Annotated in this window: 26 protein-coding genes; 24 read left to right on the top strand and 2 right to left on the bottom strand. The window is 70.4% G+C overall.

The genetic code is table 11. The annotated features are described in order from the left end of the window. The 7 genes from AC07TY_RS01230 to trmD all read left to right on the top strand — a co-directional run bounded on the left by AC07TY_RS01230 (nucleotide 1) and on the right by trmD (nucleotide 5,796). On the top strand, nucleotides 1-834 hold the full coding sequence (locus tag AC07TY_RS01230) for an SDR family oxidoreductase (protein ID WP_494784101.1): 834 nt from the start codon (nucleotides 1-3) through the stop codon (nucleotides 832-834). Next, a complete protein-coding gene (locus AC07TY_RS01235) occupies nucleotides 815-2,911 on the top strand; it encodes an FAD-dependent oxidoreductase (RefSeq protein ID WP_494784102.1) in 2,097 nt (698 codons plus the stop codon). Before AC07TY_RS01230 ends, AC07TY_RS01235 begins: the two co-directional genes overlap by 20 nt. A 217-nt stretch (nucleotides 2,912-3,128) precedes the next feature. Further along, entirely contained in the window at nucleotides 3,129-3,617 is a 489-nt protein-coding gene (locus AC07TY_RS01240; RefSeq protein WP_123504939.1) for an ArsR/SmtB family transcription factor, read from the top strand. 152 nt (nucleotides 3,618-3,769) lie between these two features. Continuing rightward, the gene (gene rpsP, locus AC07TY_RS01245) at nucleotides 3,770-4,195 is read left to right on the top strand and encodes a 30S ribosomal protein S16 (protein ID WP_123504938.1); all 426 of its coding nucleotides are present in this window, start codon (nucleotides 3,770-3,772) and stop codon (nucleotides 4,193-4,195) included. Between the two features lie 3 nt (nucleotides 4,196-4,198). Then, a complete protein-coding gene (locus AC07TY_RS01250; RefSeq protein WP_123504937.1) occupies nucleotides 4,199-4,435 on the top strand; it encodes an RNA-binding protein in 237 nt (78 codons plus the stop codon). Continuing rightward, on the top strand, nucleotides 4,413-5,084 hold the full coding sequence (rimM, locus tag AC07TY_RS01255; RefSeq protein WP_123505190.1) for a ribosome maturation factor RimM: 672 nt from the start codon (nucleotides 4,413-4,415) through the stop codon (nucleotides 5,082-5,084). The genes AC07TY_RS01250 and rimM overlap by 23 nt, the downstream gene beginning before the upstream one ends. Before the next feature lie 7 nt (nucleotides 5,085-5,091). Further along, complete coding sequence (trmD, locus tag AC07TY_RS01260; RefSeq protein WP_494784103.1) at nucleotides 5,092-5,796, top strand: tRNA (guanosine(37)-N1)-methyltransferase TrmD; 705 nt, start codon at nucleotides 5,092-5,094, stop codon at nucleotides 5,794-5,796. Nucleotides 5,797-5,839: 43 nt separating this feature from the next. Here trmD and map read toward each other — a convergent pair whose 3' ends face one another. Further along, a complete protein-coding gene (map, locus tag AC07TY_RS01265; RefSeq protein WP_494784104.1) occupies nucleotides 5,840-6,607 on the bottom strand; it encodes a type I methionyl aminopeptidase in 768 nt (255 codons plus the stop codon). A gap of 38 nt (nucleotides 6,608-6,645) precedes the next feature. On the opposite strand from map, the gene AC07TY_RS01270 reads away from it, so the two are divergent. The 9 genes from AC07TY_RS01270 to AC07TY_RS01310 all read left to right on the top strand — a co-directional run bounded on the left by AC07TY_RS01270 (nucleotide 6,646) and on the right by AC07TY_RS01310 (nucleotide 14,018). Next, on the top strand, nucleotides 6,646-7,158 hold the full coding sequence (locus AC07TY_RS01270; RefSeq protein ID WP_494784105.1) for a hypothetical protein: 513 nt from the start codon (nucleotides 6,646-6,648) through the stop codon (nucleotides 7,156-7,158). 224 nt (nucleotides 7,159-7,382) lie between these two features. Continuing rightward, on the top strand, nucleotides 7,383-7,733 hold the full coding sequence (gene rplS / locus AC07TY_RS01275; protein ID WP_123504933.1) for a 50S ribosomal protein L19: 351 nt from the start codon (nucleotides 7,383-7,385) through the stop codon (nucleotides 7,731-7,733). 67 nt (nucleotides 7,734-7,800) lie between these two features. Next, nucleotides 7,801-8,625 (top strand): signal peptidase I, encoded by an 825-nt coding sequence (gene lepB, locus AC07TY_RS01280; RefSeq protein WP_370454054.1) that lies wholly within the window; start codon nucleotides 7,801-7,803, stop codon nucleotides 8,623-8,625. Next, complete coding sequence (gene rnhB / locus AC07TY_RS01285; protein WP_123504932.1) at nucleotides 8,622-9,260, top strand: ribonuclease HII; 639 nt, start codon at nucleotides 8,622-8,624, stop codon at nucleotides 9,258-9,260. Before lepB ends, rnhB begins: the two co-directional genes overlap by 4 nt. A 17-nt stretch (nucleotides 9,261-9,277) precedes the next feature. Then, nucleotides 9,278-9,601: a DUF2469 family protein gene (locus tag AC07TY_RS01290; protein WP_123504931.1), complete on the top strand. Its 324-nt coding sequence runs from the start codon at nucleotides 9,278-9,280 to the stop codon at nucleotides 9,599-9,601. A 118-nt stretch (nucleotides 9,602-9,719) separates the two neighbouring features. Next, a complete protein-coding gene (locus AC07TY_RS01295) occupies nucleotides 9,720-10,130 on the top strand; it encodes a YraN family protein (protein ID WP_494784106.1) in 411 nt (136 codons plus the stop codon). After that, a complete protein-coding gene (locus tag AC07TY_RS01300; RefSeq protein ID WP_494784107.1) occupies nucleotides 10,127-11,662 on the top strand; it encodes a YifB family Mg chelatase-like AAA ATPase in 1,536 nt (511 codons plus the stop codon). The genes AC07TY_RS01295 and AC07TY_RS01300 overlap by 4 nt, the downstream gene beginning before the upstream one ends. A gap of 17 nt (nucleotides 11,663-11,679) precedes the next feature. Beyond that, nucleotides 11,680-12,966, top strand: coding sequence for a DNA-processing protein DprA (gene dprA / locus AC07TY_RS01305; protein ID WP_494784108.1), 1,287 nt, complete (start codon nucleotides 11,680-11,682; stop codon nucleotides 12,964-12,966). A 128-nt stretch (nucleotides 12,967-13,094) separates the two neighbouring features. Continuing rightward, a complete protein-coding gene (locus tag AC07TY_RS01310) occupies nucleotides 13,095-14,018 on the top strand; it encodes a tyrosine recombinase XerC (RefSeq protein WP_494784109.1) in 924 nt (307 codons plus the stop codon). Nucleotides 14,019-14,045: 27 nt separating this feature from the next. Here AC07TY_RS01310 and AC07TY_RS01315 read toward each other — a convergent pair whose 3' ends face one another. After that, a complete protein-coding gene (locus AC07TY_RS01315; RefSeq protein ID WP_494784110.1) occupies nucleotides 14,046-14,729 on the bottom strand; it encodes a M23 family metallopeptidase in 684 nt (227 codons plus the stop codon). A 147-nt stretch (nucleotides 14,730-14,876) separates the two neighbouring features. Between AC07TY_RS01315 and AC07TY_RS01320 the strand changes: the two genes are divergently transcribed. From AC07TY_RS01320 to AC07TY_RS01355, 8 genes are all read left to right on the top strand, one after another. Next, nucleotides 14,877-16,334 carry a sugar porter family MFS transporter gene (locus AC07TY_RS01320; RefSeq protein ID WP_123505186.1) on the top strand — a complete coding sequence of 486 codons (1,458 nt, stop codon included), beginning with the start codon at nucleotides 14,877-14,879 and terminating at the stop codon, nucleotides 16,332-16,334. Nucleotides 16,335-16,534: 200 nt separating this feature from the next. Beyond that, nucleotides 16,535-17,554, top strand: coding sequence for a 30S ribosomal protein S2 (gene rpsB / locus AC07TY_RS01325; protein ID WP_123504927.1), 1,020 nt, complete (start codon nucleotides 16,535-16,537; stop codon nucleotides 17,552-17,554). A gap of 45 nt (nucleotides 17,555-17,599) precedes the next feature. Then, the gene (tsf, locus tag AC07TY_RS01330) at nucleotides 17,600-18,430 is read left to right on the top strand and encodes a translation elongation factor Ts (protein WP_494784111.1); all 831 of its coding nucleotides are present in this window, start codon (nucleotides 17,600-17,602) and stop codon (nucleotides 18,428-18,430) included. A 156-nt stretch (nucleotides 18,431-18,586) separates the two neighbouring features. Beyond that, entirely contained in the window at nucleotides 18,587-19,306 is a 720-nt protein-coding gene (gene pyrH, locus AC07TY_RS01335) for a UMP kinase (RefSeq protein ID WP_494784112.1), read from the top strand. A 130-nt stretch (nucleotides 19,307-19,436) separates the two neighbouring features. After that, nucleotides 19,437-19,952 carry a ribosome recycling factor gene (gene frr, locus AC07TY_RS01340; RefSeq protein WP_233579878.1) on the top strand — a complete coding sequence of 172 codons (516 nt, stop codon included), beginning with the start codon at nucleotides 19,437-19,439 and terminating at the stop codon, nucleotides 19,950-19,952. Continuing rightward, nucleotides 19,952-20,923: a phosphatidate cytidylyltransferase gene (locus tag AC07TY_RS01345; protein WP_123504923.1), complete on the top strand. Its 972-nt coding sequence runs from the start codon at nucleotides 19,952-19,954 to the stop codon at nucleotides 20,921-20,923. The genes frr and AC07TY_RS01345 overlap by 1 nt, the downstream gene beginning before the upstream one ends. Nucleotides 20,924-21,052: 129 nt before the next feature. Continuing rightward, complete coding sequence (locus AC07TY_RS01350; protein WP_494784113.1) at nucleotides 21,053-21,601, top strand: DivIVA domain-containing protein; 549 nt, start codon at nucleotides 21,053-21,055, stop codon at nucleotides 21,599-21,601. Nucleotides 21,602-21,748: 147 nt separating this feature from the next. Further along, nucleotides 21,749-22,510, top strand: a complete 762-nt coding sequence (locus tag AC07TY_RS01355; RefSeq protein ID WP_488626504.1) for an aggregation-promoting factor C-terminal-like domain-containing protein — start codon at nucleotides 21,749-21,751, stop codon at nucleotides 22,508-22,510.

The following is a 22,510-nucleotide window of genomic DNA, read 5'->3' on the forward strand; positions in this document are numbered from 1 at the left end:
TTGGCTTCCGAAACCCCCACCCGTCCTGTCGCTCTGATCACCGGGGCCTCGCGCGGCATCGGCAAGGTGCTCGCCCTCAAGCTGGCGAGCCGCGGCGTCGACGTCGTCGTGACCTACAAGAAGAACGCCGAGATGGCCGAGGGCACGCTCGCGGAGATCCGCGCGCTCGGTGCCGACGGCATCACGGCGCAGCTGGACGTCGAGCAGCCCGAGTCGATCGAGGCGGTCTTCGAGCTCGTCAAGACGACCTACGGCAAGCTCGACATGTTCATCGCCAGCGCGGCGGCGTCGGCCTTCAAGCCGGTCTCCGAGCTGAAGCTGCACCACCTCGACCGCAACTACGCGACGAACATCCGCTCGTTCGTCCTGGGTGCGCAGGCGGCCGAGGCCCTGATGCCGAACGGCGGCCGCATCGTGGCCATCACGAGCTACGGATCGCTCCGCGCGTTCCCAACCTACGCGTCCCTCGGCGCTGCCAAGGCCGCGGTCGAGGCGTACGTGAAGTTCATGGCGACGGAGTTCGGCCCTCGCGGCATCACGGTCAACGCCGTCAACGGCGGGCTCATCGACACCGACTCGCTCGACTACTTCTACAACTCGGTGCCCGGCATGGCGCCGATCGAGAGCGTGGTCGAGAAGATCCCGCTGCAGCGCAAGGGCACCGCCGACGATGTCGCCGACGCGGTCGACTTCCTGCTCTCCGAGAAGGCTGGCTACATCACGGGCCAGACCCTGTCGGTCGACGGCGGGCTGACCGTGATCGCCCCGCCGTTCTGGGTCGACACGACGAGTCCGCTACGGGACGCGGTGCTGGGTGCCTCCGACGCCTCCTAGCGCGCAGACGCTTCCGCTGACCATGCGGCCGTGGCGCCTCGGACCGCTCGAGGTGCCGCACCGCGTCGTCATGGGCAGCATGCACACCGGCCTCGAGCTCCGCGACGACGGGGGAGCGGCGCTCGCGCAGTTCTACCGGGAGCGCGTCGAAGGCGGTGCGGGCCTCATCATCACCGGCGGCCTGGCCGTCGATCATGCGGGCCGCGGGGGCGACGACTACGCGATGCTCGGCGACCCGGCCGCCGACGAGCGGCTTCGCACCGCGGTGGCCGCCGTCCACGACGCCGGCGGACTCGTCGCCGCGCAGCTGTTCCACGCCGGCCGCTACGCGCTCACGCATGGCCTCCTCGACGAGTCTGGCCGCCCCCAGCAGGCCGTCGCGCCCTCGGCCGTAGCGTGGCGCGGCGCCCGCGGAGCCGTTCCGCTCGAGCTCGACGAGGCCGGCGTCCTCGCGACCATCGCCTCGTTCGGCCGTGCCGCGTCCTCCGCCGCCGCCGCCGGATTCGACGCCGTCGAGATCATGGCCTCCGAGGGCTACCTGATCAACCAGTTCTGCTCGCCGCTCACCAACCTGCGCGACGACGCGTGGGGCGGAGACTCCCAGCGCCGGCGTCGATTCGCCGTCGAGGTTCTGCGCGCGGTCCGCCAGGCGGGGATCCCCGTCAGCGTCCGCGTCTCAGGCGACGACCTGATGCCCGGCTCATCGACTCCCGGCGACGTCGACGCCCTGGTCCGCGACCTCGTCGAGTCCGGTGCCGACGCGATCAGCATCGGCGTCGGCTGGCACGAGTCGCGCGTCCCCACCGTCCAGTCCGCCGTGCCGCACGGCGTCTGGGTGCCCTTCGCCCGGCGCATCGCCGGCGTCGTCCGCGCCTCGAGCCGCCCCGACGTCGCCGTCATCGCGAGCAACCGCCTCACCGACCTCCGCGACGCCGAAGACGTCCTCGCCGGCGGGCTCATCGACGCCGTCGCGATGGCCCGCCCGTTCCTCGCCGACCCCGAGATCGTCGCCAAGAGCACGGCGGGCGACTTCGCGGCGGTCACGACCTGCATCGGCTGCAACCAGGCCTGCATCGACCGCTCCCTCTTCGGCAGGCCGGTCTCCTGCCTCGTCAACCCGCGCGCCGCCCGCGAGCTCGAGTTCCCGACCGTGCCCTCGGCAGTCCGCCGCGGCGTCGCCGTCGTCGGAGCCGGCCCCGCCGGCCTCGCCGCCGCCGTAGACCTGGCCAAGCGCGGCAATCCGGTCACCGTCTTCGAGGCCCGCGACGTGCTCGGCGGCCAGTTCGACCTCGCCGCGACCATCCCCGGCAAGGAGGACTACGCCGGCCCCGTCCAGGCCTGGCACTCCGCCCTCCTGGCCCTCGGCGCCGCTGTCCACGTCGGACGCCGCGTCACCGCCGCCGATCTTGCGGGCTTCGACCATGTCGTCGTCGCCACCGGCGTCGAGCCGCGCCGCATCGACGTGCCCGGAGTCGACCTGCCGCACGTCCTCACCTACGAGCAGGCGCTCCGCCACGGCGTGCCCGGCGGCACCGTCGCGCTCATCGGCTCCGGAGGCATCGGCGTCGACACAGCCGCCTTCCTCGTCGAGTCCGGCCGCGAGGCCGACCGCGCGGCGTCGTTCGTGGCCGACCACGGCCTACCCCGCGCAGGATCCGCGGAGTCCGACCGCCCGCAGCGCCGCCCCGCGCTCCGCCCGCACCCGCCCCGCCCCGGCGCCGATGTGACCCTCGTGTCGCGCTCCGGCAGATTCGGCAGCGGCATCGGCGTCACCTCCCGCTGGGTCGCCGTCGGCCGCCTCCGCTCCGCCGGCGTGCGCTTCGTCGACCACGTCGACTACCGCGAGATCCGCCCGGGCTTCCTCGACGTCGTCGACGACGCCGGCCGGGTCACCGCCATCCCGGCCGACACGGTGATCGTCTGCGCCGGCCAAGAATCCGTCTCGTCCCTGGCGCAGGAACTCGCGGCGGCCGCCATCGAGCACACCGTCATCGGCGGCGCCCTCGACGCCCGCGCCGTCGACGCCGTCCGGGCGACCTCCGAGGGGCTGTCCGCGTCGCGCGCCATCGCCCCCTGACGCGGGCTCCCCACCCGCCCGCCTGCCCCCCCCCGGGGTTTCCTTTTCGGCCGCTTTCCCTGGGCGTGAATTCACGCGCGGGGAAAGTCTTCCGGAGGGGAACCGACAGGGCCGGGCGATGCGCGTGCGAGCGGCGACGGTTCTCCACAGGGCCTTCGGGGGGCTGGATTCTTGTGGACAGCCGTCGGGCAGAGTCACCTCGCGGAAGAATCGACGCATGCCGCTCACTCCTGCGACTCCTGAGGCGCCGCCCGCGCCGTGGCTCGTCGATGCCGCGAACGCATTCGACGTCATGGGGCACCCGGTTCGCCGGTATCTGCTCGCGGTCCTGGCATCGGAGGAGTGCGCGTCGTTGTACCTCGCCGAGAGGGTGCAGCACGTGTTCGGAGTCGGGTGGCCCGCGGTCAGCAAGCACCTCAAGATCTTGCACGGCGCCGGATTCGTTCGAGTCCGCGACGCCTGGCCGCAGCGCCTCTACCGTCTGGACGACGACGCCATCGGCCGCCTCGAGGCGGCCGTGGCCGGACTCCGCGCCGCGTGGGCGAGACGCGAGGGCGGAGGCTACACGGGAGCGTTCGAACCGGCGGAAGCGCTGTGGCCACGGCGGCGTGCGAGCCGGAGGCCGGCGGACGCAGCGGACGCGATCGACCGGATCTTGAGGGACGAGGGCATCGATCCCGACACGGGCCAGCGGATGATTGGCTGAATGGGCACCAGTCTGCAACAATGAGAGGTCGAGTCAGCGGCCACCCGACCCTCTAATCAGGTGGCACGCATGACCCCTTAGAGCTTTCGAGCCGAGTGTGCCCCCACGCTCACGGCTAGCAACTCGCCTCAAATCACTGCCACAGGAGAATTGTGTCCGTCAAGATCCGCCTCAAGCGTCTCGGTAAGATTCGCGCCCCGTACTACCGCATCGTCGTCGCCGACTCGCGCACCAAGCGCGACGGCCGCGTGATCGAAGAGATCGGCAAGTACCACCCCACCGAAGAGCCCTCTGTCATCGAGGTCGACTCGGCTCGCGCCCAGTACTGGCTCGGCGTCGGCGCTCAGCCGACCGAGCAGGTCGCCGCCCTCCTGAAGCTGACCGGCGACTGGGGTCAGTTCAAGGGCGACAAGGACGCCGTCTCGACCGTCAAGACCAAGGCCCCCAAGGAGGCCTTCGTCGCCGACGAGAAGAAGAAGCCCGTCCTCAAGCCCAAGACGGAGAAGGTCGCCGAGGCGCCCGCTGCCGAGGCTCCCGCTGCCGACGACGCCGCTGCCGACGAGTCGACCGAGGCGTAGTCAGTGCTCGCACCTGCACTCGAACACCTCGTCCGGGGGATCGTCGATCACCCGGACGAGGTGCAGGTGGTCTCGAAGACCTCGCAGCGCGGCGACGTGCTCGAGGTCCGGGTCCACCCTGAAGACCTCGGACGCGTCATCGGACGCTCCGGGCGCACCGCCAAGGCGCTGCGCACCCTTGTCACGGCGATCGCCGACGGCAAGCGTGTCCGCGTCGATGTCGTCGACACCGATTTCTGATTCGGTGTCCGACAGCTCCACTCCTGGCGACGGCCAGACGCGGCTCCGCGTCGGCCGTCTGACCAAGGCCCACGGCCTCAAAGGCGCTCTCAAGGTCGAGCTCTACACCGACGCTCCCAAGAAGCGATTCGTCCCCGGGGCCGTCTTCGCCCTGCAGGTGCCGAACGACTCACCCTGGCACGGTAAGACCCTCGAGCTCGTTGAACTCCGCTGGTACAACTCGCACCCTGTCGGCTTCTTCGTCGGAGTCGACGACCGCACCGCGGCCGAGACGCTCGTGAAGGCGATCCTCTGGGTCGAGCACGAGGGCGTCGAGGTCAGCGACGAGCCCGATGCGTGGTTCGACCACCAGCTGATCGGCCTCTCCGTCGTCCGCGACGGATCCGAGGTCGGCACCATCGCCCGCGTCGACCACCTCCCGGCCCAGGACCTCCTGGCCGTCGACACACCTTCGGGCGAGGTGCTCGTGCCGTTCGTCTCCGCGATCGTCCCGAGCGTCGATCTCGCGGCGGGCACGGTCACTGTGACGCCTCCGCTCGGCCTGTTCGAGAGCCTCGACGACGACGAGCCTGCCGATGCAGAGGTGCCCGCGACGGCAGTTCCTGCGCCCGCGGCTCGTGACCCGAAGCCTGACGAGACGTCCGAGTAGGCATTCGGTGCGCATCGACATCGTCTCGATCTTCCCCGAGTTCTTCGGCGTGCTCGACGTCTCGCTGCTCGGCAGGGCCCGGCAGCAGAGGCTCCTCGACGTGCAGGTCCACGATCTGCGCGACCACACTCACGACCGGCATCGCACCGTCGACGACACGCCCTACGGCGGCGGCGCCGGGATGGTGATGAAGCCGGAGCCCTGGGGCGAGGCGCTCGACGCGATCCTCGACGGAACGCCCGAGGGCACCGTGGTGGTCGTGCCGTCGCCGGCGGGCACGCCGTTCACGCAGGCGCAGGCCCGCGAGCTCGCGCTCGCGCCTCGTCTCGTCTTCACGTGCGGGCGCTATGAGGGCATCGACCAGCGCGTCATCGACCACGCGGCGACCAGGCCGGGTGTGACGGTCCGCGAGGTCAGCCTCGGCGACTACGTTCTGAACGGCGGCGAGGTCGCGGCCATGGCAATGATCGAGGCCATCGGGCGCCTCGTGCCGGGTGTCGTCGGCAACCCGGAGAGCCTCACGGAGGAGAGCCACGAGGGCGGCCTGCTCGAGTACCCGAGCTACACCAAGCCGGCCGTCTGGCGGGGGCACGAGGTTCCGCCGATCCTGCTCAGCGGGAATCACGGGGCTATCGCGACGTGGCGCCACGAGCAGCAGGTGGAGCGCACGCGCCGGGTGCGGCCCGACCTGCTTCCCGACGCCGAGGCGTGACCTCGGAGCGACGGATTCGCCGGTCGCCTGGCGGCGCCGCCTCCTAGCGGGCGGTCAGCACCAGGGGGCCGTCGGCGGTGATGGCCACGGTGTGCTCGACGTGCGCCGTGCGCGAGCCGTCGACGCTGCGGAGCGTCCAGCCGTCGGCGTCGGTGTAGATCTCGTCGGTCGACTGCATCAGCCACGGCTCGATCGCGATCACCAGGCCCGGGCGGAGCGGGAAGCCACGGCCGGCGCGACCGTCGTTGGGCACGTGCGGGTCTCCGTGCATCTCGGTCCCGACTCCGTGGCCGCCGAACTGCAGGTTGACCGAGTATCCCGCGGCGTGGGCGACCTCGCCGATCGCGGCGCTGATGTCGCCGAGCCGGCCGCCGGGCTGGGCGGCGGCGACCCCTCGGACCAGCGCCTCCTCGACCGTCGCGATGAGCGCGGCATCCTCGGGTGAACCGTCGCCGCCCACCACGAGGCTCACGGCGCTGTCCGAGACCCAGCCGTCGACTCTGGCGGCGAAGTCGAGGCTGAGGAGGTCGCCCGTCTGCAGGGCGTAGTCGTGGGGGAGCCCGTGCAGCACGGCGTCGTTGACGGAGGTGCAGATGACCTTGCCGAACGGGCTGGCGCCGAACGACGGGTGATAGTCGACATAGCAGCTCTCCGCCCCGGCGTCCCGGATCATGCGGTGCGCGAGAGCGTCGATCTCGAGGAGATTGACTCCGGGGACAGCTGCCGCCCGGGTGGCCTCCAGAACGGACGCGACGAACCGCCCGGCGGGCCTCATCGCTTCGATTTCTCCCGGGGTGCGTAGATCGATCATGCAGTCATTCTTCACGGTCGGTGCCTAGGCTCCACTGCATGAGGCTTCGCAGAGTGGTGTATCGCGTGTCGTGGATCGCGGCTTTCGCGTTGCCGCTGTGGGTGCTGTTCGGGCGCGGCTTCTTCGGGGCGCCCCTCGGCTTCCAGTTCTTCGCCCAGCTCCTGTTCGTGCCCGTCCTGTTCGTCGGCCAGGCCGTCGCGACGGCTCTGGTCACCCTTCGCGGCACCAATCGCCGCACCCGCTCGGTCTCCTGGAGCGATTCCGGGCTGCTCGCCGTGGCCTGGATCGGTCAGCTCGCCGCCGGTTTCTTCCTCGTCGACTCCGCGGCCGGGCGCACCGCCGCTTCGGCGTTCACCGTCTTCGCCGGCGCCGGGGCGTCGACGCTGTCGAGCGTGCTGGCGGCCGCGGCGATCATGCTCACCGTGGTCGCCCTCGCCGTCCTGATCGCCGTCAGCGTGCGTCGCTCCGTGCGCGCGCTCCGTCAGGGGTTCGTCTCGACCACCGCAGCGCTCGACCCCGACCGCACGGTGACGGTCGGCCCGCACTCCTGAGGCATCGGCGTCCCTGGGGCGGCGGCGACCTCGAGGCCACGGTGTCACCTGGCGCCGGGACCGCGGTCTGTGGCACAATAGGCGTTTGTGCCCGCGCACGACTCTGCCACAGGGGAGTCGGCCATCACGAGGCACGATCTTCCACGAAGCGTTCCCGCACGATCACCGTGCGCCGGGACCCGAAACCGCGGTCGACCTGTGGCGGCCCGAGAGAGCGAACCATCATGAGCCACATCCTCCAGAGTCTGGATGCAGCGTCGCTTCGCAGCGATGTCCCCGACTTCCGTGCCGGCGACACCGTCAAGGTCCACGTGAACATCATCGAGGGCACGCGCTCGCGCGTCCAGGTGTTCCAGGGCGTCGTCATCGGCCGCCAGGGCGACAGCGTCCGCGAGACCTTCACGGTCCGCAAGGTCAGCTTCCAGGTCGGCGTCGAGCGCACCTTCCCCGTGCACTCCCCGGTCATCGACCACATCGAGCTCGTCAGCCGCGGCGCCGTGCGCCGCGCGAAGCTGTACTACCTGCGCGAGCTGCGCGGCAAGAAGGCCAAGATCAAGGAGAAGCGCGACAACTAGTCGTTCAGCGCTTTGCCGAACTTCGAGCTCCCCGTCCAGTACATTTGGGCGGGGAGTTCGGTGATTTATGACAGATAACAGCACGTTCATGCGCAGCCTGCGGCGGGGGCTGCAGATGCAGACCGCCGACGGATCGTCGCCCGTCCGCGGGCGACGCCGTGCTCCCGACGGCGAGGGCGGCGAGACCGTCAGGCGTCCGGGCGGCATGGGCCGCTTCCTTCGCGACATCGTCATCATCTTTCTCGCGGCCCTCCTGATCTCGTTCCTGATCAAGACCTTCCTGGTCCGCTCGTTCTACATCCCGTCGGCGTCCATGGAGAACACGCTCCAGATCAACGACCGGATCATCGTCAACGAGCTCGTCCCGAACGTCGTCCCGCTGAAGCGCGGCGACATCATCGTCTTCAAAGACCCGGGCGGGTGGCTCTCGACGAGCGACCAGGTCTCGTCGACGACCGGCAACCCCGTGGTCGACGGCTTCCAGTGGTTCCTGACCCAGGTCGGCCTCGGCACGCAGGACAGCGACGACCACCTCGTCAAGCGCGTCATCGGCCTGCCCGGCGACAAGGTGGCCTGCTGCAACGACTTCGGTCAGATGACCGTCAACGGCGTGCCCCTCGACGAGCCGTACACGAAGCTCCCCGCCGGCATCTCCCGCGAGTCCGAGAAGGACTTCTCGGTGACCGTCCCCGCCGGCTCGCTCTGGGTCGAGGGCGACAACCGCTACAACTCGGCCGACAGCCGCCTTCAGACGAACACGCCGTCCAAGGGCTTCGTGCCGGAGTCCGACGTCGTCGGCCGCGCCTTCATCATCACGTGGCCCCTCAGCCGCTGGACCTGGCTCGACGACTACCCCGACGTGTTCCGCGGAACGGACTCGAGCACCAAGTGACCCCGGTCGCCGATCCGACGCTCGACTTCGAGCGCGAGCTGCACGACGACGGCGCCGTCTGGGTGCTCGGCTGCGACGAGGTGGGTCGCGGGGCCATCGCCGGTCCGGTCGCCGTCGGCATCAGCGCTGTGCGCATCACCTGCGGGCCGCACCCCGAGGGCCTGCGCGACAGCAAGATGCTCAGCGAGAAGCGCCGGGAGGCGATGGCGCCCCTCGCCGCCCAGTGGTGCGAGGCGTCGGCGGTCGGCCTGGCCGAGGCGGCCGAGGTCGACTCCGTCGGCATCATCGCCGCCCTCGGTCTGGCGGGCAGGCGGGCTCTGGCGCAGCTCCACGGGCTCGGCGTCGGGATCCTCGACTCGGTCGTCGTGCTGGACGGGAGCCACGACTACCTCACGCCGGCGCTCCTGACGCCGCCGCGCATCGTCACTCGCATCAAAGCCGACCGCGACTGCGCGTCCGTCGCCGCCGCGTCGGTGATCGCCAAGGTGCACCGCGACCGGCTCATGATCGGCTACGACGACGTCCACCCGGGCTACTCGTGGACGGCGAACAAGGGCTACGGCTCGGCGGCCCACTACGCCGGTCTCGAGGCGCACGGCCCCTCGCCGCTGCACCGCCTCTCCTGGCTGCATTGACGTAAGATAGCCGCTCGATGGACGACGACGATTTCGACGACTACGACCGCGAGGTCGAGCTTGCCCTCTACCGCGAGTACCGCGACGTCGTGTCGCAGTTCCGCTACGTGATCGAGACCGAGCGACGCTTCTACCTGGCCAACGAGGTCGACCTCGTCCGCCGCGACACCGAGCACGACTTCTACTTCGAGCTCACGATGACCGACGTCTGGGTGTGGGACGTCTACCGGTCCGACCGCTTCGTCAAATCGGTGCGCGTGCTCACCTTCAAAGACGTCAACGTCGAAGAGCTGACCACGCGCGACCTGGAGCTTCCGAAAGAGCTCGCGCTCGACGAGTAGGGCGACCACCTGCGGGGTGTTCTCCACAGGCGGGCCCTGGCCGATGGTCTGTCCACAGATGTGACCGGCGGCCGCGGGGAGTTCCTGCGATTCACGATCCTCGTACGAGGAGGTCGTGATGACAGAAGACAGAACACACAGCAGTCCCGACAGGGGCAGCAGTCCCGACAGGGGCAGCAGGCTCGAACTGGGCGCTGCCGGCGAGGAGATCGCCGCCGAGTACCTGCGCGAGTGCGGCTACCGGGTGCTGGCGCGCAACTGGCGGTGCCCCGAGGGCGAGATCGACATCGTCGTCGCCGACGACGACTGGGTGGTCGTCGTCGAGGTGAAGACGCGGTCGAGCCATGCGGCTGGGCATCCGTTCGAGTCGGTGACGCCGACGAAGCTGGCGCGGCTGCGACGCCTCGCGGGGGCCTGGGCGCGCGAGAACCCGCGCGAGGGCTCGCGTCTGCGCGTGGACGCGGTGGCAGTGACGGTCGCCGCAGGAACTGCCCCGCCCACCGTCGAGCACCTCGAGAACGTCGCATGAGCGTGGCACGCACCCAGGCCATCGCCCTCCAGGGGCTCCACGGTGCGATCGTCGAGGTCGAGGCCGACATCAGCGACGGCCTGCCGGGGTTCCTGCTGATCGGGCTGCCGGACGCATCGCTCGGCGAGGCCCGCGACCGGGTCCGGGCGGCCGCTGCCAACTCGGGATGCCCGCTGCCGTCGCGCAAGCTGACCGTGAACATGTCGCCCGCGTCGCTCCGCAAGCACGGATCGTCGTTCGACCTGTCGATCGCCGTGGCAGCCCTCGCGGCCGGCGACCTCGTGGGCGCCGCGTCGATCCGGTCGGTGGTCCACATCGGCGAGCTCGGCCTCGACGGACGGCTTCGGCCGGTCGACGGCATCCTGCCGAGCGTGCTCGGCGCCGCCCGGGCCGGGGCGACGACCGTCATGGTGCCGTCCGCGAACGTCGACGAGGCGTCACTGGTGCCCGACGTCCGCGTGGTCGGGGTCGCGAGCCTCCGCGACGCCGCGATCTGGCACGGCGGCGACTTCGAGCCTGAAGCCGTCGAGGCGCTGACCCGGCCCGCGACCGAGGCCGTCGACGAGGCCGACCTCGACCTGGCCGACGTGATCGGCAACCGGGCGGCCGTCGAGGGCATGATCGTGGCGGCATCGGGCGGCCACCACATGCTCATGGTCGGGCCGCCGGGCGCGGGCAAGACGATGCTCGCGGCACGGCTGCCGGGACTCCTGCCCGACCTCGACATCGATCAGGCCCTCGAGGTCTCGTCGGTGCGATCGCTGAGCGGTCTCCCGGTGCAGGCGCTCCTGTCGCGACGCCCGCCGTTCGAGAGCCCGCACCACTCGTGCTCGGCCGCGGCCCTCGTCGGCGGCGGGCACGCCATCATGCGGCCCGGCGCCGTGACGCGTGCTTCCGGCGGGGTGCTCTTCCTCGACGAGGCGCCGGAGTTCGCGGCCGCCGTGCTCGACGGGCTGCGCCAGCCCCTCGAGAGCGGGTCGATCGTGATCCAACGGACCCACGGCTCGGCCACGTGGCCGGCCCGGTGCCAGCTGGTGCTCGCCGCCAACCCGTGCCCGTGCGGCGAGTACGGGTCGCGCGACGTCGCCTGCTCCTGCTCGCCGTTTCAGCGACGGCGCTACCTCGGCAAGCTGTCGGGGCCGCTCATCGACCGGATCGACATCCAGCTGCGGGTGTCGCGGATCGACTCGGCGCAGTTCCGGCAGGCGACCGAGCCGCTCGGCGGGCAGATCACGACCGCCGAGGCGCGATCACGGGTGGTCGCCGCCCGCGATCGGCAGAGACGCCGGTGGGAGGGCACGCCGTGGCGGCTCAACTCCGAGGTGCCGGGCAGCCGGCTCCGGTCGCGCGACCTGCGCCTCGCGACCGCCGACACCGAGGTGCTCGACCGGGCGCTCGAGGGCGGGGCGCTGACGATGCGCGGCTACGACCGCGTGCTTCGGCTCGCATGGACGGTCGCCGACCTCGATGCCGCCGAGCGGCCGACCCGCGAGCACGTGGGAGCCGCCCTGGCCCTCCGGAGGGCATTGTGAATGCGGCGGAGGGCGCTGTGAGCGCAGCAGAGGGCACTGCAGGTTCGGCGCGGGACACCCTCGGTGCCGGCACGCTCAGTGCAGGCACGATCGGCGGCATCCTGTCGCCGGGCGACGCGCAAGCCGCTGCCCGGGTGCTCGGTCGCGTCGACGGCTGCGCGGTCGAGCCGACCGCGGCGATATCCGGAGCGATCTGGTCGTGCCTGGCCGAACCGGGCGACGGCGTCGCGGGGCTGTTCCGCACGGTGTTCGGCGCCGAAAGAGCGCTGGGGCTCCTGACGCTCTCGGCCGATCAGATCCGGTCCCGGCTGCGTGACGCTCACGTGGCCGAGGCCGCGAACGTCGACGTCGACGCGGCGCTGCGACGCTGGGTCGGGCGCCTGACCGAGGCGCGCGTCCGGGCCGCGATCCGTGCGGCGCGCTCGGTCGGGGCGCAGCTGCTCGTGCCGGGCGACGAGTCGTGGCCCGCCGGGTACGCCGATCTCGGCCCGCACGCGCCGGCGGCGCTCTGGGTGCGGGGTGACCCGGCGCGGCTGACCGCGGAGCCCGGGGTGGCCATCGTCGGCTCGCGGGCCTCGTCGGGCTACGGCGAGCAGGTTGCGCTGGAGCTGGGCGACGGGCTGGCCTCGCGCGGCATCGCCGTCCACTCGGGCGGCGCCTACGGGATCGACGGGAGCGCGCATCGCGCTGCCCTCGCCGCCGAGGGGTCGACCGTCGCGGTGATGGCCGGCGGGGTCGACCGCTTCTACCCGGCCGGGCACTCCGAGCTGCTGGCCCGTGTCGTCGACCGCGGAGCCGTGGTGGCGGAGGTGCCGTGCGGCACGAGTCCGTCGCGCTGGCGGTTCCTGCAGCGAAACAGGCTTCTGGCGGCAGGAACGGGCGCCACGGTCGTCGTCGAGGCCGGCGAGCGGTCGGGCGCGTTGAACACGGCGACCCACGCTCGCGGGCTGGGGCGTCCGCTCGGCGCGGTACCGGGGCCCATCACGTCGCCGTCGTCGGCGGGGTGCCACCGTCTGCTGGGCGAGCCCGAGGTCCGGCTGATCGGGGGAGTGCACGACGTCGTCGGGCTCCTGCGCCCGGCCCTCGACACCGGCGGGGCCGACCACCTGGGCACCGGCGAGGGGCGACCGCACCCCGTCGAGGTGCGGGTGCTCGACGCGCTGAGTCCGCGACGGCCGCGCACCGAGGCCGAAGTGGCCCTGTCGGCGGGTCTCGGCGAGAGCGAGGCCCGCGCCACCCTGGCGGTCCTCGAGCTGACGGGCCGCGCCCGCGAGCGCGATCGGGGGTGGGTCGCCGCCGTGTGAGTCGACGGCGCGCCGGGGCCGCAGCGCGTCGGGCTCGGCGCCGCGGCGCGCGGCGGGGACCGCCCCGGTGCGCCCGCGGTCGTGGCGCGCCCCGCCGCGCCCGGCCGCCGCCGTGCCTACCCTTGACCGTGCCCGCCACCCTCGTCCGCGACATCGACGCCTTCCTCGCCTGGCTTCGCCACGGCCGCGGGCTGAGCGAGCACACCGTCCGCGCGTACGGCTCCGACCTCGAGTCGCTCCTGGCCTTCGTCCGCGGCCGCGTCGACGGCGAGCCCGAGACGTCCGGGCTCGACCTCGACACGCTCCGCGACTGGCTGTGGCAGTCGACGCAGCAGGGGCTGGCGCGGGCGACGATCTCCCGCCGGTCGGCGTCGGCGCGCGCGTTCACGCGGCGGCTGCACGAGTCGGGTGCGACCCCGACCGATGTCGGAGTGCGGCTTCGCGCTCCCAAGGCCGAGAGCCACCTGCCGCGCGTCCTCACCCGCGAGCAGATGGACGGCATCCTGACCTCGCTGGCGACTCTCGCCGACACCGGAGACCCGGGCGCTGTGCGCGACCTCGCCGTCATCGAGCTGCTGTACGGCGCAGGGCTGCGCGTCGCCGAGCTGGTCGGCACCGACCTCGGCGACATCGACCTCGAGCGGCTCACGGTGCGGGTCGTCGGCAAGGGGTCGAAGCAGCGGGTGGTCCCGTTCGGAGTGCCGGCAGCGGCGGCGCTGGGGGAGTACGTCGACCGCGCCCGCCCGAAGCTGGTGGACGGCGGCGGCGGAGTTCCTGCGCCCTTCTTCGTTGGGAGGTCGGGCCGACGGCTCGGCACGCGCGCCGTCTACTCGCTGGTGGCCCGGCTGCTCGAGCCGCTGCCGGGGTCGGGCCCCGCGGGTCCGCACGCGCTCCGGCACACCGCCGCGACCCACCTGCTCGACGGGGGAGCCGACCTGAGGGCGGTGCAGGAACTCCTCGGCCACGCCAGCCTGGGCACCACGCAGATCTACACGCACGTCTCCACGGAGCGGCTGCGCGAGAGCTACCGGACGGCTCACCCGCGCGCCTGACCGCATGCCCGAGCTTCGCAAGGACAGTCAGCCCGGGCGTCCTCGTGGCGCTCGCAGCTCGAGCCCGAGATCCTTCTTGGGCTTGCGCGTCGCGGCGGATCTCCTTGCGGGTCGCCCACGCGTCCTTGTCGAAGGACCCGTCTCCGCGCCGGCCAGCGGCCGCGTCGGCAGCAGCACGGCGCGCGGCACCCCGCCGAGGAACACCAGCGGCGACACGTACGCCCCGTCGACCCGTGCGCCCACGTGCACGCACGGGATCGCGTCGGCGCAGTGCCCGGCCTCGACCACGCCCACCGGCTGACCTCGTTGCACGGAGTCGCCGCGGGCCACGGTCGCGGCGACCGGCTCGAAGCTCGACAGCACGCCGCCTGGATGCTCGATCGACAGCACCGGACGGTCGACGACCACCCCGGCGTAGTGCACGACGCCCGACTCGGGTGCGAGCACGACGGCGCCGATCGCGGCCCCGACGTCGATGCCGCGGTGCCCGGGCGACCAGACCTCGGTCGGCGCCTCGAACCCCGTCAGGACCGGATGGGGCGCAGGAACGGGCCACGACCACGGCGACCCCGCCTCCTCGCGCGCCGCGGCGGCGCCCGGCGCCCCCACGAGCAGCACTCCGGCCAGCAATGCCCCCGCCGGCAGCGCTGCGGCCCGCATCGCGGCGACGAGCAGCGCCGCAGCACGCGGCACGACGAGGATCGATCTCACACGCCCAGGATCGCGTGGCGATGCACTCTGCAACGGGCGTAGGGTCGATCTGTGCACAACGACTCGTGCATGCCGCACCTGGGGAGGCGGCGATCATGAGTCGCTGCCTTCCTCACAGAGGGTCGACGACAAAGCATGTCGTCGCCGATGGAAAGTAGAAGAACAGTGTCAGACAAGACGACAGAACCGAAGACCGACGAAGCCAGACGGCTCGACCGGAGGGTCACCGCTCTCGCGGTCGTAGCGGCCATCGGCGGGTTCCTGTTCGGATTCGACTCGTCGGTCATCAACGGCGCGGTCAACTCCATCACCAAGGAGTTCGACATCCCCGAGGCCGCCTCGGGCATCACGGTCGCGTCAGCGCTGATCGGCTGCGCGGTCGGCGCCTACCTGGGCGGCCGCTTCGCCGACCGCTGGGGCCGCATCCGCGTCATGCTCATCGCCTCGGGCCTCTTCCTGATCAGCTCGATCTTCGCCGGTCTCGCCTTCGCCACGTGGGACTTCATCATCTGGCGCCTGGTCGGCGGTCTCGGTATCGGCATCGCGTCGGTCATCGCGCCGGCATACATCTCGGAGGTCTCGCCCAAGAGCATCCGCGGCCGCCTGGGCTCGTTCCAGCAGCTCGCCATCACGCTCGGCATCTTCGCCGCTCTGCTCTCCGACCAGCTCTTCGCCGTCACCGCCGGCTCAGCCGACGCCATGATCGGCCCGTTCCCCGCCTGGCGCTGGATGTTCCTCGTCGGCGTCGTCCCGTCGGTGGTCTACGGCATTCTCGCACTCCGCCTGCCCGAGTCGCCGCGCTACCTCGCGGGCGAGGGCCGTCGCGACGAGGCGCGCGACGTGCTGAAGCAGATCGTCCCGACCGAGACGATCGAGACGAACCTCCACGACATCGAGGACGCCATCAAGAAGGAGGCCCAGCTCACCAAGAAGTCGAGCGTGCGCGGACCGGTCTTCGGCCTGCAGGGCATCGTCTGGGTCGGCATCATCCTGGCGATCCTGCAGCAGTTCGTCGGCATCAACGTGATCTTCTACTACTCGACCACGCTCTGGCAGGCCGTGGGCTTCAAGGAAGACCAGTCGTTCCTCATCTCGACGATCACCGCCGTGGTCAACGTGGCCGTCACCTTCATCGCGATCGCGCTCGTCGACAAGGTCGGCCGCCGCCCCATGCTCCTGGTCGGATCGATCGGCATGACGGTGAGCCTGGCGTTCATGGCCATCTCGTTCAGCCAGTCCAACGTCGTCGACGGCAACCCGCAGCTGCCCGGCGCCTGGGGCCCTATCGCCCTCGTCGCGGCGAACCTCTTCGTCATCTCGTTCGGCGCCACCTGGGGCCCGCTCATGTGGGTCCTGCTCGGCGAGATGTTCCCGTCGAACATCCGCGCGGCCGCCCTCGGCATCGGCTCCAGCTTCAACTGGATCGCGAACTTCGTCGTGACCGTCGCGTTCCCGGCGCTGGCCGCACTGAGCCTCACGCTCTCGTACGGGATCTTCGCCTTCTTCGCCTTCCTGTCGATCCTCTTCGTGTTCTTCAAGATCAAGGAGACGAAGGGCCGCTCGCTCGAGGAGATGGGCTCCGAAGCGGTGGGTGCTTCCGCCTAGCGAGTGCTATTGTTGGCACGCACTCCGTTCGCGGGGTGACTTCGCATGCCCTAGCGGTCCTCGACCGCGGTGACTCCACCCATTCGGTCCTTGCCACGCAAGGCGGGTACGAGCCCGGGCATCAGGCAGAGGCGACCGACCGGTCGTCCATCCAACTGAGAAGACGTGCGCGTTCGCGTGCGTAGAACAGGAGAACGGCCATGGCCGTCGTCACCATTCGCCAGCTGCTCGACAGCGGCGTCCACTTCGGACACCAGACCCGTCGCTGGAATCCGAAGGTCAAGCGCTTCATCCTCGCCGAGCGCTCCGGCATCCACATCATCGACCTGCAGCAGTCGCTCGGCTACATCGACCAGGCCTACGACTTCGTCAAGGAGACCGTCGCCCACGGCGGCACCATCCTCTTCGTCGGCACCAAGAAGCAGGCTCAGGGCTCGATCTCCGAGCAGGCCATCCGCGTCGGCCAGCCGTTCGTCAACCAGCGCTGGCTCGGCGGCCTCCTCACCAACTTCCAGACCGTCTCCAAGCGACTCGCTCGCATGAAGGAGCTGGAAGAGATCGACTTCGACGACACGACTCAGGGCTTCACCAAGAAAGAGCTCCTGATCAAGAAGCGCGAGCTCGACAAGCTGCACAAGACGCTCGGCGGTATCCGCAACCTCACGAAGACCCCTTCGGCTCTCTGGGTTGTCGACACTAAGAAGGAGCACCTCGCGATCGACGAGGCTAAGAAGCTGGGCATCCCGGTCATCGGCATCCTCGACACGAACTGCGACCCCGACGAGATCCAGTTCCCGATTCCGGGCAACGACGACGCGATCCGCTCCGTCGGCCTGCTGACGCGCATCGTCGCCGACGCCGCCGCGGAGGGCCTCATCCAGCGCCACCAGAAGCCTGAAGAGGGCGCTGCGCCCGTCGAGCCGCTGGCCGAGTGGGAGGCCGAGCTCCTCGCTCAGTCGACCGAGGCTCCCGCTGCTGCTGAGACCGCTGCTGCCGAGACCCCTGCTGCTGAGACCCCTTCGGCCGAGCCCGCCGCTGCCGAGGCGCCCGCCGCCGAGGCCGCTCCCGAGCCGACCGAGGAGAACGACGCCGACGCTCAGGTCGCCGACAAGGCACTGGGCGAGCCCGTCGCCAACCCGGTCGCCGAGGCCGACCCCGAGGTTGCCAACGCCGTTGACGCCGACGCTGCCGCTGTCGACGCCGCCGCCGCCAAGAAGTAACCTCTCCACCTTTTCAGCACGCCTGATTCACGAAAGGGCACATCAATGGCCAACTACTCACTCGCCGACGTCAAGGTCCTCCGCGACCGTCTCGGCGCGGGCATGCTCGACTCCAAGAACGCGCTCGTCGAAGCCGAGGGCGACCTCGAGAAGGCGATCGAGATCCTGCGCGTCAAGGGTCTGAAGGGCGTCGCCAAGCGCGAGGGTCGCACGACCACCGCCGGCCTCGTCACCGCGAAGGTCGGCGCGGACACCGCGACGATCATCGAACTCGCCAGCGAGACCGACTTCGTCGCGAAGAACGACAAGTTCGTCGCGCTGGCCGAGACCATCCTCGACACCGTCGCCGCCTCGGGCGCCGACGACGCCGAGACCGGCAATGCCGCGATCGTCTCGGGCGACCAGACGGTCGCCGCCTTCGTCGACCAGGAGGCCGCTCTTCTCGGGGAGAAGGTCGAGCTCCGCACGGTGGCAACGGTCCCGGGCTCCGAGTTCGCCGTCTACCTGCACAAGACCTCGAAAGACCTGCCCCCGCAGGTCGGCGTGGTCGTGGGCTACACCGGCGGCGACGCCGAGACGGCTCGCTCGATCGCTCAGCACATCGCGTTCGCTGACCCGAAGTACCTGAGCCGCGACGAGGTCCCGGCCGAGGAGGTCGCCCGCGAGCGCGCCATCGTCGAGGAGACCGCGAAGAACGAGGGCAAGCCCGAAGCGGCTCTGCCCAAGATCATCGAGGGACGCCTCACGGGCTTCTTCAAAGAAATCGCCCTGCTCGACCAGGCCTACGCGAAGGACAGCAAGCTGTCCGTCGAGAAGGTCCTCGCCGAGGCCGGCATGACCGTCCAGGGCTTCGCCCGGATCAAGGTCGGCGCGTAGAACCACCCGATGGGGCCCGAGACGAGCGATCGTCTCGGGCCCCATCTGCGCGCGCGCAGACGATTCGCCGCACGGCGACGGGCGCTTCGTTCCTGCGCCCGCCCGCACTCTGATTTCTGGCTACGCTGACATGAGCCATCACCGAGGGAGAACACGATGAAGACACCGAAGACCGCCCGCCGCCGAGTTCTCCTGAAGCTGTCGGGCGAAGCGTTCGGGGGCGGATCCCTGGGTGTCAACCCCGACGTCGTCAGCGCGCTGGCCAGCGAGATCGCCGAGGCCTCGGCCGACGTCGAGGTCGCGATCGTGGTCGGCGGCGGCAACTTCTTCCGCGGCGCGGAGCTCAGCCAGCGCGGCATGGACCGAGGCCGCGCCGACTACATGGGCATGCTGGGCACCGTCATGAACGCCCTCGCCCTGCAGGACTTCCTCGAGCAGACCGGCGCCTCCACCCGCGTGCAGTCGGCCATCGCGATGACCCAGGTCGCCGAGCCGTACATTCCGCGCCGCGCCGGCCGCCACCTCGAGAAGGGCCGCATCGTCATCTTCGGCGCCGGCGCGGGCCTGCCCTACTTCTCGACCGACACCGTCTCGGCGCAGCGGGCGCTCGAGATCGGCGCCACCGAGGTGCTCGTCGCGAAGAACGGCGTCGACGGCGTCTACTCGGCCGACCCGCGCACCGATCCGACGGCCACGAAGTACGACACCCTCACCTACCAGGACGCCCTCGTGAAGGGCCTCAAGGTCGTCGACTCGACCGCCTTCAGCCTCTGCATGGACAACGGCATGCCCATGCGCGTGTTCGGCATGGAGGGCGACAACAACGTGGCCCGCGCCATCCGCGGTGAGGCCATCGGCACCCTCGTCAGCAACTGAGTGGCGACGGGGCGCGAACTCCCCGACCGGCGGCGGGGCGCAGGTCGAGCATCGGCCCCCCGAGTAAGCTGACGACGAACTAAGGAGCAATGTGGCGATCGCAGATGTACTGACCGAGACCAAAGACAAGATGGGCAAGGCCGTCGAGGTCGCGAAAGACGACTTCAACACGGTGCGCACGGGCCGTATCAACCCGGCGCTGTTCCAGAAGATCCCGGTCGACTACTACGGCACCCCGACCCCGCTCGCGCAGCTGGCGTCGCTTCAGGCGCCCGAGGCGCGCACGCTGATCGTGACGCCCTACGACAAGACGGCGCTCAAAGAGATCGAGAAGGCCATCGCGACCTTCCCCAACCTCGGTGCCAGCCCGACGAACGACGGCACGATCGTGCGCGTGACGATCCCCGAGCTGACGCAGGACCGCCGCAAGGAGTTCGTCAAGATCGTCAAGACCAAAGGCGAAGACGCCAAGGTCGCAATCCGCAACATCCGCCGCAAGGCGAAAGACGACCTCGACTCGCAGCCCGAGGTCGGCGAAGACGAGATCTCGCGCGCCGAGAAGGAGCTCGAGTCGATCACGAAGGGCTTCGTCGACCAGATCGACGACGCGCTGAAGAAAAAAGAGGCGGAGCTCCTCGAGGTCTGATGGGAACCGTTCCTGACGATCCGGAGCGCGGCACCACTCCGACCAGACCCGACGTCGACGCGCGGGCCCACTCGGCGCGCCACGAGATCGAAGACCAGCTCCGCGCCCAGCGTGCACGCCTCGAGGCCAGCAACGCGAAGCTGACCGAGCGCACCGGCCGCAACCTGCCGGCGGCGATCGGCATCGGCGTCGGCCTCGGGGGCTCCGTGCTGGTCAGCCTGATCCTCGTCAAGGCCCTGTTCATGGTCGTCGCGGCCGTGCTGATCCTCTTCATGGTGATCGAGCTGACCAACGCGGTGCGAGTCGCCGGGCGCAACGTGCCTCGCGTTCCCAGCGTCCTGACGGCGCTGGCCGTGGTCCCAGCCGCCTACTACTGGCGCGCCGAGGGCCAGTGGCTCGTGCTGCTGGGCGGAATCCTCTTCATCTCGCTGTGGCGCGTGGCCGAGATCGCCGTGCCCTCGCGGAAGGCCACGGGTGCCGACCTGGTCCGAGACCTCGGCACGGGCGCGTTCGTGCAGATCTACACGACCTTCCTCGGCTCGTTCCTGGTGCTCCTCACGGCCCAGGACGGCGGTCAGTGGTGGGCGCTCGGCACGCTGATCATCGTGATCTCGGTCGACACCGGCGCCTACGCTGCCGGCCTCAACTTCGGCAAGCACAAGATGGCGCCGCGCATCAGCCCCAAGAAGACCTGGGAGGGGTTCGCAGGATCAGCGGCAGCCGCCATGATCGCGGGCGTCCTGATCGCGCTGTTCATGATCCACGAGGCCTGGTGGCTGGGCGTGCTGATGGGCGCCGTGCTGACGCTGACCGCCACGGTCGGCGACCTGACGGAGTCGCTCATCAAGCGCGATCTCGGCATCAAGGACATCTCGACGTGGCTCCCCGGGCACGGCGGCTTCCTCGACCGGCTCGACTCGACGCTGCCGTCAGCGGTCGTCGCGTACGCCCTCTACCTCATCTTCGCGTAGGCCCGCGGCACCCCCACGGCGGCGGAGAAGCCCCGCGCGGCGGCGGAGAAGCACGCCGCGGTGGCGAGTTCCTGCCGCTGGTGCGGGTCGCGCGACCGCTTCCACGGGATCGTGCGGCACAATGTCACCGTGAGCGCGACATTCCCCAAGGTGACCGGCTCGACCCGCGGCTACGACATCGAGCAGGTCGAAGACTTCCTCAAGGACGCCCGTGCGGCCTACTCGGGCGACGCGGAGTCCCCGGAGGTGTCGGCGGAGTCCATTCGCCGCACGGCCTTCTCGATGGTCAAGCACGGCTACGTGCCCGACCACGTCGACTCGGCCCTCGAGCGCCTCGAAGACGCCTTCGCCATGCGCGAGCGCGAGCGGTACCTCCGTTCGACGGGCGACGAGACCTGGTTCGCCGAGGCGAAGGCGACGGCCGAGGCTGTCGTCGCGCGCCTGGAGCGACCAGAGGGTCACCGATTCGACCGAGTCAGCGTGCTGTCGTCCGGCTACCACCCGAAAGATGTCGACCGCCTCGCGACGCGTCTTCGCGGCTACTTCTCCGAGGGGCGGGCGCTAAGCATCGAAGAGGTCCGCACGAGCGTGTTTCGCTCGAAGCGCGGCGGCTACCGCGAGGCCCAGGTCGACCTCGTGCTCGATTCCGTGGTCGACGTCATGCTGGCCGTTCGCTGACGATTCACTCCGCACATCCTCCGGGATACATCTCACGGATGATGACGCGCCGGCATGGAAGGCTGTACGGCTCGTGATCCATCCGTTATAGTTGACGGACTTATGGGTAGGCACTCCGCAGTACACGCATCCGGTCCCTCGCGATCCGTGGTCTCACGACCGCGCGCCAGCGCACCGGCAGTCCGTCAGACCGCTCTGGTCCTCGCCCCGGCAGCCGCTTCGTCGGGTTTCCGCGCTCCCAAGAAGCGCGTCGTCCTTCCGCTCGTCGGGTTCGCGGCCACGTTCGCCTTCGTCTCCGCCTCGCTCGTGAACCCGCTCTCCGGTGCCTATGCGTCGACGACGACGCCCAGCACCGACACGGCCATCTCGACGGGATACACCGTGGGCGGCCAGAGTTATACCGTGGCCGACGGGGCGTCCATCTCGACGAGCCGCGATGCCTACACCGTCAACTACACGGCCCCTGTGGTCGTCGAGAAGGCCAAGACCACGGCCACCGCCGAGTCCACGGCGACCGACACGGCCACGACCGACACGACGGCTGCCGATGCTGCCCCGACGACGACCACCACGACGGTCACGGCGGCACCGGCCGCCGCAGCCGCTACCCCGGGCAGCGCCCAGGCCATCGGCGCGCAGCTCGTCGCCGCTCGGGGCTGGGACACCTCGCAGTACAACTGCCTCGTCTCGCTCTGGAACAAAGAGTCGGGCTGGAACGTCTACGCAGCCAACCCGTCGGGCGCCTACGGCATCCCGCAGGCACTGCCCGGCAGCAAGATGGCCTCCGTCGGTGCCGACTGGCAGACCAGCGCGTCCACTCAGATCACCTGGGGCCTCAACTACATCCAGGGCCGCTACGGTAACCCCTGCGGTGCCTGGGCCCACTCGGTCGCCAACAACTGGTACTAG

This window comes from Frondihabitans sp. GW821-FHT04F02, assembly GCF_059420045.1.